The sequence below is a fragment of the Treponema pedis genome (genome assembly GCF_017161325.1).
Classification (GTDB): Bacteria; Spirochaetota; Spirochaetia; order Treponematales; family Treponemataceae; genus Treponema_B; species Treponema_B pedis.
In genome coordinates, this window is record NZ_CP045670.1 from 342204 (window position 1) to 358777 (window position 16574).

General features: G+C 37.8%; 12 protein-coding genes. All 12 read left to right on the plus strand.

Going from position 1 to position 16574, the window contains the following annotated elements; genetic code table 11:
• The first annotated feature begins 96 nt into the window (after positions 1-96).
• The 12 genes from DYQ05_RS01600 (at position 97) to DYQ05_RS01655 (ending at position 16488) form a co-directional block, all read left to right on the plus strand.
• Entirely contained in the window at positions 97-4599 is a 4503-nt protein-coding gene (locus tag DYQ05_RS01600) for a translocation/assembly module TamB domain-containing protein (RefSeq protein WP_206183708.1), read from the plus strand.
• A gap of 16 nt (positions 4600-4615) precedes the next feature.
• Positions 4616-7060 carry an outer membrane protein assembly factor BamA gene (gene bamA, locus DYQ05_RS01605; protein WP_020964140.1) on the plus strand — a complete coding sequence of 815 codons (2445 nt, stop codon included), beginning with the start codon at positions 4616-4618 and terminating at the stop codon, positions 7058-7060.
• 17 nt (positions 7061-7077) lie between these two features.
• Complete coding sequence (locus DYQ05_RS01610) at positions 7078-7596, plus strand: OmpH/Skp family outer membrane protein (RefSeq protein WP_020964141.1); 519 nt, start codon at positions 7078-7080, stop codon at positions 7594-7596.
• A gap of 21 nt (positions 7597-7617) precedes the next feature.
• On the plus strand, positions 7618-10257 hold the full coding sequence (gene mutS / locus DYQ05_RS01615; protein WP_038106977.1) for a DNA mismatch repair protein MutS: 2640 nt from the start codon (positions 7618-7620) through the stop codon (positions 10255-10257).
• A 148-nt stretch (positions 10258-10405) separates the two neighbouring features.
• A complete protein-coding gene (locus tag DYQ05_RS01620; protein ID WP_051150683.1) occupies positions 10406-11137 on the plus strand; it encodes a hypothetical protein in 732 nt (243 codons plus the stop codon).
• 189 nt (positions 11138-11326) lie between these two features.
• A complete protein-coding gene (grdC, locus tag DYQ05_RS01625) occupies positions 11327-12865 on the plus strand; it encodes a glycine/sarcosine/betaine reductase complex component C subunit beta (protein ID WP_020964144.1) in 1539 nt (512 codons plus the stop codon).
• 9 nt (positions 12866-12874) lie between these two features.
• On the plus strand, positions 12875-14029 hold the full coding sequence (gene grdD / locus DYQ05_RS01630; RefSeq protein WP_020964145.1) for a glycine/sarcosine/betaine reductase complex component C subunit alpha: 1155 nt from the start codon (positions 12875-12877) through the stop codon (positions 14027-14029).
• A 96-nt stretch (positions 14030-14125) separates the two neighbouring features.
• Positions 14126-14539: a hypothetical protein gene (locus DYQ05_RS01635; RefSeq protein WP_020964146.1), complete on the plus strand. Its 414-nt coding sequence runs from the start codon at positions 14126-14128 to the stop codon at positions 14537-14539.
• Positions 14540-14668: 129 nt separating this feature from the next.
• Positions 14669-15049 carry a hypothetical protein gene (locus DYQ05_RS01640; protein WP_206183709.1) on the plus strand — a complete coding sequence of 127 codons (381 nt, stop codon included), beginning with the start codon at positions 14669-14671 and terminating at the stop codon, positions 15047-15049.
• A gap of 41 nt (positions 15050-15090) precedes the next feature.
• Positions 15091-15471, plus strand: coding sequence for a hypothetical protein (locus DYQ05_RS01645; RefSeq protein WP_206183710.1), 381 nt, complete (start codon positions 15091-15093; stop codon positions 15469-15471).
• 261 nt (positions 15472-15732) lie between these two features.
• Entirely contained in the window at positions 15733-16317 is a 585-nt protein-coding gene (locus DYQ05_RS01650; RefSeq protein WP_024467952.1) for a methyltransferase domain-containing protein, read from the plus strand.
• Positions 16318-16488 (plus strand): hypothetical protein, encoded by a 171-nt coding sequence (locus DYQ05_RS01655; RefSeq protein ID WP_020964150.1) that lies wholly within the window; start codon positions 16318-16320, stop codon positions 16486-16488.
• Positions 16489-16574: the final 86 nt, after the last annotated feature.

The window sequence follows — 16574 nt, forward strand, 5'->3', positions numbered from 1 at the left end:
AAATACTGCTTTAATAAAATCATATTTTATGCTATAATTTTTCCTTCTAAAATAAACCGGCAATGCCCCGGTTTAAAATATTTGGGTAATAATTGATTGAAAACTGTTCGGAAAAGACGCATAACGGAAATTCTCATTTTTCTTGCGATTGTAATGTGCTCGCTGGTTGTTTTTAATCCTATTTATAAACTCTTGGAAAATCGCCTTGTTTCGATACGCAATCAGGTTATTTCAAATATAGAAAAAGAGTTCGGCATCATAATAAAATACGGAGGTATGTCGCCGTCATTTTTCCGTAAAATTCTGGTTAGGGACGTAACTATTTACGATGCACAGGCGGGCGATAAAATTGCGTATTTTTCGGTAATTCATTTTAACTATAGAATAAGCGAGCTTATTAAACGGAACCCCGCCGCCGTAATTTCTTCGGTAGGCATTTATGACGGCACCGTAGATTTTAATACGTCAAAAAACAGGGCTCTTTGGGAAAAAATAAGCGGCGGTAAAACGGACGGAAGTGAATTTGTAATTGAAGAAGATAAACTGAAATCGGTTTTACATGAAGATTTACGCGAAACGGAGCGGATACCGTTTATAAAACGTATCGAATATGCAATTTCCCGGTTTCAAAACAATATAGAAACTACGGACATTATTTTACGCAATATTTTAATCAACTATTCTACGGAAAATTTAAAAAGCGGATTATATATTTCGGACGGAAAAATAAATGTTTTAAAAGAAAAAACGGAATTTAATTTAAATTCAAAACTGCAATATAATAATTTTACGGTTAAAAATTTTTCGGATTTTAAAACGGCAATAAATATTTCAGGGTCTTTTTATCAAAAGAATTTATCGGCTTCTTCAATTATAAATTTTTCGGATATAAAAAGCGGAAACATTTCCGTTCCGAAAATATCGGTATTTGCTTCATATTTAAACAATGTCGTTTCGGTAACTACCTTGCAGGATATCCACCCTATAGATATAAAAGGCTCTTGGAATGTTTTAAGGAATTCGGGAACATTAAATATAGAATGTAAAGATTTACAGCCTATTGCAATCGCATTTCCGAACGAAGACGGCTCTATTTTAGGAAGTTTAAAGAATTCCGAAGTAACAGGGTTTTTAAATCTGAACTTATCGGGAAAAAAAGAGTTTACGTGGAATACAAAACTGAATATTTTTCTTCCGTCTTTTAAACTGAACGGCGGAAATACGGGGAGTACGGACATTGCCGTCGAGGCTTTAGGTGATGATAATCTTATTCAAATAAATTCATTTTCGGCGAAAGGGGAAAACATCAATGCTTTTCTTTCAGGTTCATATAAAATCAATGAAATTTTGCCCGATTTTAAATTGAATATAGCAAAATTAAAACTGCCTTCAATGCAGCCGCTTTCGCTTCAATTAAATGCGGCTTCCGCTGCAAAAAGTATTTTTATAAATATTCCGAAAATTGCTTTCGGAGAAGCTGAAGTCAACAATATAAGAACCGTTTTTGAGCGGAAAAAGAATAAAACGGATTTTTATTTTAATTTTAACGACAAATCCGGAAGGTTTAATCTTGACGGTACTTTAACGCATACAGGGAAAAACGGTGAAGATAAAATTTTAGGCTATTTGGAGCTGCATGGAGCGGTAGACTCTATAGAAGTAAAAAATATTTATTATGCTTCCGCTGCGGCTTTGGGAAATTCCGTAAACCGTAACGGTGCCGCGGAAAATTTTATAGAACAGTTAAAACTGACAAGCGAATTTTATATTTCAAGCGATTTTAAAAATTTTTCGTATAATGTAATACAGACGATTTTAGCGTCGGGTGCCGAAGACGGGTTTTATGCCTTGTTTTCTCTTAACGGAAATGAATCTTCGGTTGAAGTAAACGGAATAGATTTATCATTTAATAAGCTTAATTTAAAAGGCTCTTTAAATTCCTCTTTCGGAAACGGAGGTTTAATTTTCGATTCGCTTTTAACGCTTAACGATATTTCATATAAGGCATCCGGCTTATATGAAAACAACACCCTTAATATTTACGGCGATTACGGTTTAAATATAAGCGTTTTTAAAAATGAAAATAAAAACTTGGCAGGGAATTTTTTAGTTAAGGAATTTCCTATGCCGTTTTTAAATTCGGTTTTTTCTGCGGATTTGCTTTTTGAATATGTAAATGCTAAAGATTGGAATTTTACCTGTAATTTTGCAAAACTCGAGCATTTAAAATCGGATATTTCCAAACAAGATGAGAATTTTGAATTTGAAATTGCGGGTGCGGTAACACCTAAAGAAGCGTTTTTTCATACGGTAAAAGCGGGAAGAAAAAAGTCTCAACTTGAAGGAACCGTAAGTTTCAATTTATTGCCCGATTCCGGGGACGGCTTAAAAAAATACTCTGCAAATGTTTTTATTTCGGATGCGGATAAAAGAGAAAAAATAGTTTTGGATTCTCTTTTTTCTTTTGCGGACAAAGTTTATTTCGACGGAAAATGTATTATCGAAAATATTTCTTTAAATCGTTTTTTTGCAGACCAAAAAAAAGAAAACAAAGTAAATGCCGAATTCCTTTTTTTGGGTTCTCCCGAAACTCTTTCATTAAAAGCGGATTTAAAAGAGTTAAATTATAATCTAAACGGTAAACCTCTTATCGGAAATTTTACGGCTCTTTTGGACGATAAGCAAATAATCATAGAAGACACTTCGTTTGCATGGGATATTCATAAAGCGGATAAGATTGCGGCGGAAATAAAGCCTGAAGAAGGAAGGGGTGTATTTTCTTTTAATTACTTTTTGGATAAAAAAGGCGGTGAAACAAAGGCTTCTTTTTATTTTGATTTTAATTCTCCCGTTTTTTCAAACGGAGAAAGCGATAAGGGGCTTATTGCAAAATTAAAAGCGCTTACTTCAAATTATAACGTCAATATGAAAATAAGCGATTGGGTTATAGGCGGAAATCAGGGTAAAGAGCCGGTTACGGCTTCTTTGGTTCGCGAGCCGAATATAACGGCAATTTATGCAGGTGAAGGGGAGAAGATTTACGGATTTAAAACCGATGACGGTTTGGTTTCTTTTAATATAGATGAATCCCTTCCTATTCATTTAAATATCGACGGTACGTTTACCGAGGAGTTAATAAATCTTAATTGTTCCAATATATTTATAGATATGCCTACAGTTATGAATTATATTCCTAAAAACGAAATTATCAAATTTTATACGGGAGAAATTACCGGAAGTTTTGATATTAAAGGAACTCAAAAAGGCCCTCTTTTTTACGGGAAACTTAACGGCTCTAAAATTACATGTTCATCGCCTAAATATTCACCCGATACTTACGGAGAAGCATCGGTTCCTATTACCCTTGACGGAACCGCTTTAACGGTTCCTTATACTATTGTTCCGGGAAAAGCCGGAAGGCTTTGGGCGGAGGTTACTTCGGAATTTATCGGCTGGATTCCGTATTACACCGTTATAAAATGCGGAACGGTAGAAGATGATATGGGTATATTAAAAACTAAAAACCTTGCTTTTCACTCCGACGGAAAAGCCAAGTGCGATATAGTAATTTCCATAAATCCGGAGCATATAAATTTGGAAGGCTCAGCCTATTTTGATAACGGATATTTTTCCGTACCTTTTAGCGAACTTTACAAAATAGAAGAATTATATTCGGGAAGAGGGCCTTCTTTCAGTATGGTTTTAAATCTTAATTTGGGCAAAAAAAGCGAATTCCGCTTTCCTTCTACGGAATTCCCTTTTTTAAGAGCAATTGCATATACTGAAAAACCTCTTAAACTTATTGTCGATCCGAACGGAGTTATATTCGAGATAGAAGGCTCCGCAAAAATACGCACCGGCGAGATATTTTATATAAAACGTAACTTTTTCGTAAAAGAAGGTAATATCGCTTTTGTTAAAAGTCCTACGGGAACGGAACCGGTTATATCGCTTGTGGCGGAAATAAGAGATAAGCTGCCTACGGGAGACCCTGTAACTATCAGTTTAACCGCAAAAGACCAATATCTTGACCTTGAACGGTTTAATCCGACCATTACTACTTCTCCTCCTATGTCCGATACCGAAAGAATGATGTTGATAGGTCAGCTGGCCATAGGAAATGCAAATAACAGCAATGTTTTAAAAGAAGCTCTTTCAAGCGCCTCCGATGTTTTTGCGCAAATGGGGCTTTTAAAAAAGGCCGAGGCGGGAATAAGGGATTTTTTTCATCTTGATGTACTTTCCATGCGTACCTTGGTTTTACAAAATGTAATTTTAGGTAATTTATTTAAGTCTTCCTCCGATGCGCCATTGACAATCGGTAACTATTTTGATAATACAAGTGTTTACATTGGTAAGTATTTCGGTTCTGCCATATATGCGGACGCTATGCTGCATCTAAGTTATTACGACCCTCTTGCAGCAAGAAAAGATAATGTAAGAAGATCGGTATACGGAAATTTATTGTTTCAACCGGAAATCGGTTTGGAAATGAATACTCCGTTTTTTTTGCTCAGATGGCATATAGCGCCTACAAGACCCGATACTATTTTCGTACCCGATACGGGATTGACTTTATCATGGAAATTTTTCTATTAATTTTAAGGGGATAAAAATGTTAAAGAAAAAAGTTGCGTTTATAATTTTAGCAGCCGTTACAATTTCCTGTTTTGCTCAGGCGGCGGAAGGCTGGTATAACGGTAAGTCCATTGTTAATATTCAGTTTAAAGGACTTCATACCGTAAATTCCGCGGAATTGGACGAAGTTTTTAAACAGTATAAAGGCAAGCCCTTTTCTGATGACTTATATTGGGAAATTTTACAAAAAATTTATGCTTTGGATTATTTTAATAATATAGAATCTAAGGCTCTTCCCGCCGATAACGAATATTCTTCGGTTTATTTGGAATTTGTTGTAACCGAAAAACCCGCCGTTAAAAATATAGTTTTTATAGGTATAAACCAGGTAGGAAAGTCCGATTTGCTTTCCGCGGCAAGCTTGAAAAAGGGCGATATTTATAATGAAGCCGCTATGCAAAACGATACGCGCGCAATTAAGGCCAAGTACGTGGAAAAAGGCTTTACAAAGGCGGAAGTTTCCGCAAAAGCCGTAGAGGATAAAGAAAATAATGCCGTAACAATAGAATATACCGTTACCGAAGGAAAAATGTCCGTTATTACCGCTATTAAGTTTGAAGGTAACTCCAAATTCCCCGAAAAAGCGATAAAAAAGGTTTTAGTTTCAAAAGAAGCCGGGTTTCTTCAAAAAGGGGCTTTTCAGGAAGCCGCCTTACAGGACGATAAAAACGCAATTAAAATGTTTTACGGAGAAAAGGGCTATATAGACGCTCATGTTGAAAGCATAAAAAAAGACGTCGATTCGGAAAGCGACCCTTTAAAAGAAAAGATAACTCTAACTTATGTAATTATGGAAGGAGACCAATTTAAATATACGGGAGTAAATTTCAGCGGCAATTATCTTTTTTCTTCCGAAGAGCTTACTAAAAGACTTAATATGAAAACGGGAGAGGTTTTTAATTCGGTAAAATTTGAGAGGGGGTTTTTATCCGTTATAGAATTATATTTTGAAAACGGATATACCAGCAATTACATAGATAAAAAAGAAGAGCGTAACGAGGCTGCAAAAGAAATAGGTTATACAATTACTATTGTTGAACGGGAACGAAGCCATGTTGAAAAAATAATAATAAAAGGCAATAAAAAAACGAAAGATTATGTTATTTTGCGCGAAATGCTTTTAAAAGAAGGCGATGTTTTCAGTAAAACAAAATTTGTAAACAGTTTTAGGAATTTGTACAATTTGCGGTATTTTTCGTCGGTTGTACCCGATGTACAGCAAGGCTCCGAACAGGACTTGGTCGATGTAGTTGTAAATGTAGAAGAACAAAATACGGCTACCGTAAACTTCGGTATAAGTTTTTCAGGCGTTTCTGACGCTTCAACATTTCCTATGTCGGTTTTTACTCAATGGGAAGAAAGAAATTTAATGGGAACGGGCAGGGAGCTTTCCGCCGGTTTAAATGCTTCTCCGGATACACAAAGCCTTACCTTGGGATTTACGGAAAATTGGTTTTTAGGAACACCTCTTTCAGTCGGGTTTACATTTTCGGCTACTCATAAAAAGCTGTATACTTATTCGGACTCGAAATATCCTATCGGTATAATAGACAGCGGAAATCCTTTAAGTAATGATGTTTCTCTTGCTGACGCATATAAAATGAAGTACGACAGACTGGAATTCGATTTCGGTATAAATTCCGGTTATAGATGGTTTCCCAAATTTGCAACCGTTACTTTAAAAGGCGGAATCAATTTCGGTATCGTTAAAAATTTTTATAATAATAAGCTGTATCGGCCCTTTGAAATTGCCGTACGCAGCCAGCAGGCAAAGTGGAGTTTAAATAATGCTTTATGGACTCAAGTGTCTTTAGACGATAGAGATGTCGCTCATGACCCGTCAAGGGGCTGGTTTTTGAGCCAAAGGTTTACCTTTGTAGGAGTGCTTCCTAAGGTTGAAGATGAATATTATTTTAAATCCGATACAAAGGCGGAGGTTTATTTTACTTTATTGGATTATCCGGTTTCGGATATTTGGAATTTAAAATTCGTTCTCGGATTTTATTCGGGCTTTTCGTTCCAAGTGCCTACTACAAAAAGGGCTATAAGCTGGGAAAACAGACTTAATATAGACGGAATGTTTATAGGACGCGGCTGGCTTGGGCTCGGATACGAAGAGCGGGGAAACGTTATGCAAAATAACTGGATAGAATTCAGATGGCCGCTTGCACACGGAATTCTTTCTTTCGACTTTTTCTTTGATGCCGTTGCGGTTAAAAAGGATATACGGGACTTAAAAAGTTTACATATAAACGATTATTATTTCAGTTTCGGTCCGGGCTTAAGATTTTCCATTCAGCAATTCCCCTTACGCTTAATGTTTGCAAATACATTTAAGTCGATAAACGGAAAACCGGTTTGGGGAAACGGAAAAAAAGCCGACTGGCGGTTTGTAATTTCATTTAATATACCTAATATTTAATAAATGAGGAGTGTAAAATGAACAAAAAGGTTATCAGCGGAATTCTTTTGTTGTTTATTTTTATCTGTGCGGGCTTTGCACAGCAAATTACGCGGTTTGCGGTTGTAGATACTTCCGCAATTTTCGATACTTTTAGGCGGGATTCCAAATCCGCACGGGATTATAAAGAAAAGCAGGAAAAATATACCGCAAAGACAAAAGAACTTTCCGATGAAATTGTAAAACTGCGTCAAAAAAAGGTTGATGCGGTTGCGGCGAATAAGGAAAGTGTTGCTCAAAAATACGAAGAGCAAATTAAATCCAAGGTGGCATTTTTGCAGGAATATGTAAAAGCCTGTAATGACGAACTTGAAATGCTTAAGCGGGATTTAATTAACGATGATGAATTTTATTCTTCACTTTATGAAGCGATTAAGCGGGTTGCGGAAACAGAAGGCTATACTATGGTTTTAACATTGCAGCAAAGCATAGGTATAATTTGGTACAGCCCGACCGTGGATATAACCGATAAAGTAATTCAGGAATTAAAAAAATAAGTGAATAAGCCGCTTACGCCGATGATGAGGCAATACTTCGATATAAAATCGAAGCACAAAGATGAGATTCTTTTTTTTAGGCTCGGCGATTTTTATGAAATGTTTTACGATGAGGCTGTTGAAGTAAGCCGACTCTTAAATTTAACTCTCACAAAAAGAGCCGAAGTTCCTATGTGCGGCGTGCCGTATCATGCCGCAAAAATTTATATTTCCCGTCTTTTGCGTGCCGGGAAAAAAGTTGCTATTTGCGAACAAATAACGGAACCTGTTGCCGGCGGTTTAACCGAAAGACAGGTAGTTGAAGTAATTACTCCCGGTACGGTTGCCGAAGAAGATTTTTTGGAGCAGGGCTCCGATAATTATCTTGCGGCAATTTATTGCTCAAACAAAAAGACTCAAGGCTGCTGCGGTTCGGATTTTTATGCCGGCTTTGCATACATAGATATTACCACCGGTAATTTTTATGCAACTTCTTTTCCGAAATCCGATTTTAACGAACAATTTTTAAAAGAAATAGGAAGAGTGGCTCCTAAAGAAATTTTAATTCAACAGTCTTTACAAGCCGAATTTCCGTTGTTTAAAAAGATGCTTTCGGAATATCCTCAAATGCTGCAAAACTTTTATCCTGATTGGAGTTTTAACCCGGAGCAGGCGGAAAAAAGGCTTTGCGGTTTATTCGGTACCGAAAATCTTAAAGGATTTTCTCTTAATACCGATTCTCCCGAAATTCCTCCCGCCGCCCTGCTTGTGCAATATTTGGAAGAAACTTCCTTTAAAAATATTCCGCATATTTCAGGTATTAAAATTTACACCGAAAGCGATTTTGTTTCTCTTGACGATTCCACACGGAAAAATTTGGAGCTGGTTTATAATCTTAGGGATAACACTACCGCTTACACCTTATTTGAAGCCGTAAACTATACCCGAACGGCAATGGGACAAAGATTGCTTAGGAGGCGGATAAATTATCCTCTTAACAAAAAAAGCGAAATAGATAAGCGGCTTGAAAAAGTTGACTGTTTATATCGGGACCAAAAAACAGCGGCGGCGGTTTACGGAAACCTTTCATCGATTTTGGATATAGAACGTTTATCCGGAAGAATTGCAATGAAAAAAACACACGGTAAAGATTTACTTGCTTTAAAACAAAGTTTGGAAGCCGTGATGAAAATAGGCTCTTTACTGAAAGAGAAAAATTTTCAATTTTTACAAATAAGCGCTGAAGAAGAGACTTCTCTTTTTGAAATGCACGCTCTCCTTGAAGCTTCAATAAATGAAGAATGTACCGTTTCGTTTACGGACGGAAGGTTAATTAAAAAGGGGTTTTCGGAAGAGGCCGACCGTTTAAAATCGTTGAAAGAAAACGCACACGGCATTCTTGAAGAGTATCTTTATCAAGAGCGAAAATCTACGGGAATTAACAATTTAAAAATTAAATATAACCGAATGATGGGCTATTTTTTGGAAGTTTCACTTGGAAATGTTTCGGCAGTGCCCGATTATTTTATAAGACAGCGCTCTCTTGCAAATGTAGACAGGTTTACTACCGAAAAATTAAAGCAAATTGAAGACGATATAAACAGTGCCGAAGAAAATTTAATTGAAATAGAAAAAAAATTATTTGCGGAAGTTTGTTCAAAAATTATGCTAAAAAATAAACTTTTAAATAAACTTGCCGAAGAAATTGCGGAGCTGGACGTAAGCCATTCTTTTGCTAAAGCTGCCGTTTTGAATGCATGGACCAGACCCGAACTTGTAGATTATGCCGGTGTTTTAAACATAGTAAACGGCAGGCATCCTGTTGTAGAAAAACATTTGCCTTCAGGTGAATTCGTGCCTAATTCCATTTTACTTTCTTCCGATACTGAAAAAACATGCGGCGAGACAAAGTCGGAAATACCTTCTTTTGCGCTTATTACCGGTCCGAATATGGCCGGAAAAAGCACGTTTTTACGGCAAACTGCCCTAATTGCATTGCTTGCGCAAATCGGCTCTTTTGTTCCTGCGGAAAAGGCGGAAATAAGCCCCGTAGATAAAATATTTTGCCGTGTAGGCGCGTCCGATAATTTAGCGCGCGGAGAATCCACATTTTTAGTGGAAATGACTGAAACCGCCTATATTCTCAATTCGGCTACAAAAAACAGTTTGGTTATTATGGACGAAGTCGGCAGGGGAACTTCTACCGAAGACGGGCTTGCAATTGCGCAAGCCGTAAGCGAATATCTTTTAAATAAAATAGGAGCGAAAACTCTTTTTGCAACGCATTATCATGAGCTTTCCCGCCTTGAACATAAACGTATGACTAATTTAAAATTGGAAGTTCTTGAGGCGGACGGAAAAATCGTATTTTTAAAAAAAGTTACGAGCGGCGCCGCCGAAAGCTCTTACGGCATTCACGTTGCGGGCTTGGCAGGTATCCCTGAAGAAGTTTTAAGGAGGGCCGAAAATCTTTTACATGCGGCCGTTCAATTAAAAAAGAATGCCTCCTATATTGAAAATACCTCCGCTTCTGCGGAACCTCAAAATACCGAAAGTATTTCACTTTTTAGCGAAGAAGAAATGATTCTTAACGAATTGCTTTCGGTAAATACGGATAATATTACGCCTCTTGAAGCCTTACAGATAATTTCAGGCTGGAAGTCAAAACTTTTAGGAAGGTAAATTGTGAGGCAAGGAAGATTGACCGTCTTTAAAAACTTACATATTTATTCAGATAGGTTTAAATATTATACGTTAAGAACAAAAAACACTTGCTATTTTTAAAAATTTAGGTTACACTATTGGTATGACCAATAACGACAATATAGAAATGAATTTGGATTCTTTATCGGCTAAAGATGTTCCTATTACACTTGATACGATGACCTTGGACGCTCTAAGTAAAATGCCTGTAGATATTTTCGATAATATTTACCTCGGAGAAACAAGGCCTCACTCTCTTATTCTTTGTATTGATGTGCGCGGATTCAGCGATTTTATGTGCAGCTATGAGGAAAAAACCGTTTTTTCGCTGATTAAATCGTTTACTTCCAATTTACTTTCATGTATAAATCAATTCGGATATAATTGCTCATATTATAAACTTCTCGGAGACGGTGCTCTTGTAATATGGGATAAATTGGACGGCACCGCTATAAAAGAGGCTGTAGATATTTTTCAAACTTATATGGAATTTTCTCATGAGGAATTATTTAAGCCTTATAAAAATTTATCGCTCGGCGGAGCCCTTGTTTTGGATACCGTATATAAATATGAAATTTCCGCCGAGGCTTCTCAGCTTAAATATAGAGATTATGTAGGTTACGGTATAAATCTCGCCTGCCGTTTGCAAAACCTTGCGGCGGGAGGTGAATTAATTGTATGTAAAAAATTGGTAGACATAGGTGCCGTTTATGCAAAAAAGAAAACGGAACCTGAAACCTTGGAAAAGTTAAAAGAGCTTAAAGGATTAAAACCTGAAGATAAGGATTCTTTGTATTTATACAACGGAATAAATCCTAAAATTCTTTCAATTTTTAAAGTTTTAAGTTTAAAAATGTAAAAAGCCTTTACAATGTGATTATTTTTTTTACGAAATGTAATTTATCGTACTTTAATTACTTTTTCAGTTGATAAATTTTATAACGGCATAATACTTGAATAATACTCGAATTTATTATAGAATAAAGGACCGGTTTTAACCGGCTTATTTTTTCTATATTCTTACAATATACGATAATTTGGAGGCATTATGGCAAAAGTCGCTATCAAGGGAGCAAGCTATGTTTTAGTTCACGCTCCGGATCTTCTTTTACACAACGGTTCAACTCAAACGGGTACAAGGCTTGCAAACCCTGAGGATGAATATTTAAAGGCAATTCCGAGCCGATTACGCAGTTTTGAAGACGCTGTAAATTACCCGCCTAATCAGGTTTATATCGGTAATATGGCTCCTGAGGATTTGGAAAAAATTCCCGAACCTTGGTTTAAGGACGCAAAAAAAGCAAGTACTGCGGGAAAATTCGGTGAAATTATGCAGCAGGCCGAATTTTATATTTTAATGAAACATGCCGACGTCTTTGAGCTCGTTTATTTTTCAAAAGAATTTACACGGGAAGCGGAAAAACTTATTGCAAATCACGAGATTATGAAAAGCCAAGGCATTAAACTCGGTGAAGGCCATGATATTGCGGAAATTCAAAAAATGGTAGACTCTCATACTGCAGAAGGTCTTTACGAAAAGGGAAAGCTCATAGGCTGCGTAAAACAGGCTCACGATACCGATGAAAATTTAAGTGCGCATACAATGCTTGAAAACCTTGCAACAAAGGCTTCAGGAATTCTTTCGGCATGGCACATGGGTAAACTTGAAGGAATCAATATGTCCGAAGTGGAATACATTATCGAGTGTTCCGAAGAAGCGGCGGGAGATGTAAACCAGCGCGGCGGCGGCAATATAGCCAAGGCTGTCGGAGAAAAATCTGGCTGTGTAAATGCAACAGGTTCGGACGTACGCGGGTTTTGTGCGGCGCCGGTTCACGCGATTATCCATGCAGCCGCCTTGGTAGGTTCCGGAATCTTTAAAAACGTAATGGTAGTTTCGGGCGGTTCGGTACCTAAACTCGGTATGAACGGAAAAGACCATGTAAAAAAAGAGCTTCCTCTTTTGGAAGATATGATAGGCGGTTTTGCCGTTATGCTCAGTGCCGATGACGGAAAAAATCCGGTTATCAATACCGAAATTGTCGGAAAGCATGTTATTTCTTCGGGTTCTTCTCCTCAGGCTGTTATGAGCGTTTTGGTTTACGACCCTCTTAACAATGCGGGTTTAAAAATAAGCGATATTGAAAAATATTCCGCAGAGCTTCAAAACCATGAAATTACTGCCCCCGCCGGAGCGGGAAATGTCCCCGAGGCGAATGTAAAAATGATTGCAGCCTTAGGCGTTATGAAAGGTCAAGTTGAAAAAGCGGAAATTGCGAATTTCGTAAAAAAACACGGAGTTGTAGGTTTCGCTCCCACACAGGGGCATATTCCTTCGGGAGTTCCCTTTATAGGACATGCAAGACGGGATATGCTTGCAGGCAAGTTAAAAAACACGATGATAATCGGAAAGGGAAGTTTGTTCCTCGGCCGTCTTACAAACCTTTTTGACGGTTTAAGTTTTGTAATTCAAGCTAACGACGGAAAGGGCTCCGCTTCTGCAGGTTCCGATGAAGCGGGAATTAAAAAGATTGTTGCCGAAGCAATGCGTGATGTAGCCGAAAATATCCTCAAATCGCAAAACTAGGAGGAAGATATGGCGGATAAAAAACAAATTGCCGATTTATTTTTAGGTCTTGCCGACGGTTTGGAAGGAGGTTCCTTTGCAGGCCGTTTTCCGATAGGGTTGACCGTTCCCGGCAGTGAACACGGAGAAGGAGAGCTTATTTTAGCTGCCGAACTCGCCGCAAAAAACAATCCCGATTTGGATATTGTCCTTATCGGAGGACAGCCGGCGGCAGGTTTTAAACATTTTCCGGCAGATACTCTTGAAGATGCTCATAAAGAAATGGAGCGTCTTTTTAAAGAAGGCACGATAAAGGCTTGCGTAACTATGCACTATAATTTTCCTTTAGGTGTAAGCACTGTAGGAAAGGTTGTAACGCCGGGAAGGGGCCGCGAGATGATTATCGCCACCACTACGGGAACTACCGACGCAAACCGCTACAAGGCGATGCTTTTAAATGCCGTCGGAGGAATCGCGGTTGCAAAAGCTTCGGGTATTCAAGAGCCTACTGTAGGTCTTCTTAACATTGACGGTATAGCCGTTATAGAAAAAGCCTTAAACAAACTTAAAGAAAAAGGTTATAATGTACGTTATACCGAATCGAACAGGGCTGACGGCGGTGTACGAATGAGGGGAAACGACCTTTTGCAGGGAACTCCCGATGTTATGGTTTGCGATACTTTAACAGGGAACTTGCTTATAAAGCTTTTTTCTTCGTTTGTAACGGGCGGAAGCTATGAGGGTTCAGGGTTCGGATACGGCCCCTGTATAGGTACCGGCTATGATGATGTTGTAGGTATTATTTCCAGAGCTTCCGGAGCTCCTGCAATTGCAGGTGCCTTAAAATTCGTTGCCGAATGTGCAAGGCGCAATGTTCACGGAATATATGCGGAAGAGCTTAAAGCGGCAAAAAAAGCGGGCTTAACGGAACTTTTGGAAGATATGCCCGGTGCAAAACCTCCGGCAGCTTCCCAAAACACGGAAGTAACGGCTCCTGCAAAGAAAACGGTCGATGCGGGGATTCCGGGTATTGACGTTATCGAAATTGAAGATGCCTGCAAAGCTCTTTGGAAAGAGGGTATTTATGCCGAAACCGGAATGGGCTGTACCGGTCCCGTTATTATGGTAAGCGGAGAAGATATTGTAAAAGCAAAAGATATTTTACATAAAGCCGATTATATCTAAAACTTTTTTTTAAGTTACTTGTTTATAAGTAAGAGCCGTCTGCCTACAACAATGCAGGCAGACGGTTTTTTGGTATTTTAAGGAAAGGAGTTTTTTATGAAGAAAATAAAGTCGATTTTCGTATTCGGAATGTCGGTTTTGTCGGTCGGGATTGCGGTTTTAAGTATAAGCTGTAATGACAGGCCGAAAGGTTCGGGCGTAGCCGGTAATGTAATACCTGAAGTTTATATCGGAAAGTATAACGGTACTTGTAATATGACCGTTGACCCCGGGATTTGGGACGGAGAGGTAACCGGTAACGGAAAATTTGCGGTAAGAATGAAGCTGCCGGAGCAAGATATTGCCGTTACCTTAAAAGTTTCGGAAGACGGCAGCTTTTACGGAGCAAAAGATTTACTCGGCGGTAAACTTGAAGTGAAAGGAACCATAAAAGACGGTAATGTTAAGGGTGATATTTTACTTGACGGCGGTAAATCAGGAGATTTTATAGGAAAAAGACTTATTGACTGAAATAGACTATTTTAGTATATTTTAAAAAATTGATTACACTTGAAATTCCGTTAAACGTACTTACGTAAAAACGGGTTTTCGGTTTAACACTAAAAATGTCCTGCAAAATTTGCAGGAAAGGAGTTTTAAATGAAACAGAGAAGAGCGGTTTCGGTATTCGGAGCGTTGATTTTAGCGGTATGTATTGCGGCTTTAGGTGTAAGCTGTAAAAACAAGGTAAAACCTGAAACGTATGACGGAAATTATTCAGGAACATATACCTTTACTGATGAAGAACAACCGAGGCAATGGACCGGAAATATCGACAAAGATGGAAAATTCAGTATAGAATTTACTACCACTACTGATCCTGCAAAAGCCGTTTTTACGGTATTAAAAGACGGGAGCTTTTCAGGCATTGCAACTATTGATATGAGCAATTACAGCTTTAAGGGAAAAATAAAAGATACCGTTGTCAGCGGTGATATATCTGGAGAGAATATAGGTAAAATTTACGGCAAAAAGAAATAATTAAAAATATCCTGCAAAATTTGCAGGGAAGGAGTTTTTAAATGAAACAAAGAAGAACGGTTTTAATATTGGGCATGCTTATTTTAGCGGTCGGCGCCATGGTTTTGACTGTAAGCTGCGGTAAGGTACCCAGCAAATATATCGGAAATTATTCCGGTACATGGACTCTTATTGAAGAGGCTATTCCAGGTACATGGGAAGGAACTGTAGATAAGGACGGAAAATTTAATATTAAATTTAACTATGAAGATAAAACGGAAAATATAACTTTGACGGTTTTAAAAAACGGAAGTTTTTCAGGTTCTGCAACCATAGAAAAAGACAAATTGATTTTTAAAGGTTCAATAAACGATAAAAAGGTTACAGGAACTATATCCAAAGATGGTATGCCTGTCGGTATAATTATCGGCAAAAAAAACTAAAAAAATCCGGGTTTAATTTTAACCGGTATATACCTTGCATAAAACAAAAGTGCTGCGGGGGATATGCCGGTTTTTTATGCCCTGTTATTTTCCCGATACGTAAAACGGTAAGGAAGGCTGATTTTAAAAATAGCCGGACTTTGCACTTATAACCTTATACCGTTTTTCGGTTCGGCTAAAACGAAAATAAACGGAAGCTGCGATTTAAAATCCTAATACTTGCTTATTTTACGGGAATGTTTTATATTAACGGTAATGAGTATGAATACAAATAACGATAACGTTAAAAAAGCTGTGCAGGATTATTACGAATCTTTGGCCCGCGAAGAAATTGCGGTAAAAGGAAATGCTGAAAAGATTACGGAGTCTCTGGGTTATAAATTTGAACAGTTAAACTCCGTACCGAAAGAGGCCGATTTGGGTTTAGGCTGCGGTAACCCGCAGGAGCGCAGTAAGCCTCAAAAGGGAGAAACCGTTTTGGATTTGGGTTCAGGACGAGGGCTTGATTGTTTTATTGCTTCCAAAGCTGTAGGCGAAAACGGAAAGGTATTCGGTGTAGATTCTTCACGCACTATGGTGCAAAAGGCTTCCGAAATTGCCGAAAAAAATAATTATAAGAACTGTACCTTTTTGTACGGAGAAATCGAAGATATTCCTCTTACGGGAAATTCCGCAGATTTGGTTATAAGTAATTGTGTTATAAATTTATCGGTAGATAAGCCTAAAGTATATTCGGAAATATACCGTGTATTAAAAGCGGGCGGAAGGACGGCAATTTCCGATATAACCTTAAAAAAAGATTTGCCTCCCGACTGGAAAAGCGATTCTTCAATGATAAAAACGTGAGTGGGAGGCGCTTGGTCTGCGGAGCGGATTAAAACGGTTTTTAAAGCCCTTAATTTTAAAAATATAGAAATTATAAACAAAGAAGTTTCCGATGAGTATGCACGAAAGTGGGGACACGGTTTACAAATTAAAGAGTATATCCAAAGCAGTTTAATTTATGCCGAAAAGTAAGAGTTTTATCGTAAAAGTGTTATCCTTATAGAAATAAGAGCTGTTTACATATAGTAAAAATTTCATATTTCCGTTTCGGAAAGAGG

What these genes read in the sequence shown, in the direction of transcription:
- grdD (WP_020964145.1), top strand. Translation starts at nt 12,875, where the DNA reads ATGGCGGATAAAAAACAAATTGCCGATTTATTTTTAGGTCTTGCCGAC.
- DYQ05_RS01650 (WP_024467952.1), top strand. Translation starts at nt 15,733, where the DNA reads ATGAATACAAATAACGATAACGTTAAAAAAGCTGTGCAGGATTATTAC.
- DYQ05_RS01645 (WP_206183710.1), top strand. Translation starts at nt 15,091, where the DNA reads ATGAAACAAAGAAGAACGGTTTTAATATTGGGCATGCTTATTTTAGCG.
- DYQ05_RS01620 (WP_051150683.1), top strand. Translation starts at nt 10,406, where the DNA reads ATGAATTTGGATTCTTTATCGGCTAAAGATGTTCCTATTACACTTGAT.
- DYQ05_RS01640 (WP_206183709.1), top strand. Translation starts at nt 14,669, where the DNA reads ATGAAACAGAGAAGAGCGGTTTCGGTATTCGGAGCGTTGATTTTAGCG.
- mutS (WP_038106977.1), top strand. Translation starts at nt 7,618, where the DNA reads ATGATGAGGCAATACTTCGATATAAAATCGAAGCACAAAGATGAGATT.
- DYQ05_RS01635 (WP_020964146.1), top strand. Translation starts at nt 14,126, where the DNA reads ATGAAGAAAATAAAGTCGATTTTCGTATTCGGAATGTCGGTTTTGTCG.
- grdC (WP_020964144.1), top strand. Translation starts at nt 11,327, where the DNA reads ATGGCAAAAGTCGCTATCAAGGGAGCAAGCTATGTTTTAGTTCACGCT.
- bamA (WP_020964140.1), top strand. Translation starts at nt 4,616, where the DNA reads ATGTTAAAGAAAAAAGTTGCGTTTATAATTTTAGCAGCCGTTACAATT.
- DYQ05_RS01610 (WP_020964141.1), top strand. Translation starts at nt 7,078, where the DNA reads ATGAACAAAAAGGTTATCAGCGGAATTCTTTTGTTGTTTATTTTTATC.